Raw genomic sequence first — 1,811 nt, forward strand, 5'->3', positions numbered from 1 at the left:
GATGAAGCTATTCAGGCCTGGTATGAGTCGGCAACGCCTTCATCACGGGGAAGACCTCAGCGCTATTCTGATCTCGCCATCACCACCGTTCTGGTCATTAAACGCGTGTTCAGGTTGACCCTGCGGGCTGCACAGGGTTTTATTGATTCCATTTTTACACTGATGAATGTTCCGTTGCGCTGCCCGGATTACACCAGTGTCAGCAAGCGCGCAAAGTCGGTTAATGTCAGTTTCAAAACGTTCACCCGGGGTGAAATCGCGCATCTGGTGATTGATTCCACCGGGCTGAAGGTCTTTGGTGAAGGCGAATGGAAAGTCAAAAAGCATGGCCAGGAACGCCGTCGTATATGGCGAAAGTTGCATCTGGCAGTTGACAGCAACACACATGAAATCATCTGTGCAAACCTGTCGCTGAACAATGTGACGGACTCAGAAGCCTTCCCGGGTCTTATCCGGCAGACTCACAGAAAAATCAGGGCAGCATCGGCAGACGGCGCTTACGACACCCAACTCTGTCACGATGAACTGCGGCGTAAGAAAATCAGCGCGCTTATCCCGCCCCGAAAAGGCGCGGGTTACTGGCCCGGTGAATATGCAGACCGTAACCGTGCAGTGGCTAATCAGCGAATGACCGGGAGTAATGCGCGGTGGAAATGGACAACAGATTACAACCGTCGCTCGATAGCGGAAACGGCGATGTACCGGGTAAAACAGCTGTTCGGGGGTTCACTGACGCTGCGTGACTACGATGGTCAGGTTGCGGAGGCTATGGCCCTGGTACGAGCGCTGAACAAAATGACGAAAGCAGGTATGCCTGAAAGCGTGCGTATTGCCTGAAAACACAACCCGCTACGGGGGAGACTTACCCGAAATCTGATTTATTCAACAAAGCCATCCTGAATACAAAGCCTGGAAGGTTGAAACGCTTCCTTTACGTCTTTATCCCGTGAAGTATCAGCCTGTTGAAAGTGCAGCAAAACAGGTTAAAACGATTCTCGAACTTATCAGACGTGGAGACGTGACTGAAATTGTTCACGCTGGCGATCCTGATGATGAGGGACAGCTACTTGTTGATGAAGTCCTGGAATATGCAGGAAACACAAAACCCGTAAAGCGCGTTCTGATTAACGACAACACGCTTCCGGCAGTGAAAAAGGCACTGGCAAATCTTAAAGATAATCGTGATTTCAAAGGGCTTTACCTTAAGGCGCTGGCGCGTTCAGTTGCTGATGCCGTCTATGGTTTCTCCATGACGCGTGCTTACACCATTCCTGCAAAAGCCAGAGGATATCAGGGCGTTCTGTCTGTCGGGCGCGTCCAGACGCCCGTTCTTGGCCTGATTGTGAATCGTACCAGTGCTAACCAGAACCATAAATCCAGTTTTTACTACACCATGACCGGAGTCTTTCAGCGTGGTGCTGATGTTATCAGGGCGAACTGGAAGCCAGGGGAATTTGCTCCGCTGACAGACCGTAAATTACTTGATAACGCGTGGGCAGACGGAACGGCAGCATCCCTTGCAGGAAAACCGGCTACAGTTGAAGCGGCAGCAACTGATGATAAAAAAACGGCTGCGCCGTTGCCGTTTAACCTGGTCAGACTCCAGCAATACATGAACAAAAAGTTCAAAATGACGGCACAAAAAACGCTGGATATTACGCAACAATTACGTGAAAAATATAAAGCGATTACTTATAACCGCTCTGATTGCTCATATCTTTCTGATGAACAATTCAGCGAAGCGCCGCAGGTTATCGATGCCCTGAAATCAGTCTTTCCTCAGTCGCTGGATATTGATTCTGCACGTAAAA

2 protein-coding genes are annotated in these 1,811 nt (G+C 49.9%); both read left to right on the top strand.

Annotated elements, in window-relative coordinates; genetic code table 11:
* A partial coding sequence (locus HSP_RS0106585; RefSeq protein WP_010129488.1) for an IS5 family transposase occupies positions 1-837 on the top strand: 837 nt, incomplete at its 5' end.
* Between the two features lie 181 nt (positions 838-1,018).
* A partial coding sequence (locus tag HSP_RS10950) for a DNA topoisomerase (RefSeq protein ID WP_425268516.1) occupies positions 1,019-1,811 on the top strand: 793 nt, incomplete at its 3' end.

Source organism: Haemophilus sputorum CCUG 13788 (genome assembly GCF_000238795.1).
Classification (GTDB): domain Bacteria; phylum Pseudomonadota; class Gammaproteobacteria; order Enterobacterales; family Pasteurellaceae; genus Haemophilus_A; species Haemophilus_A sputorum.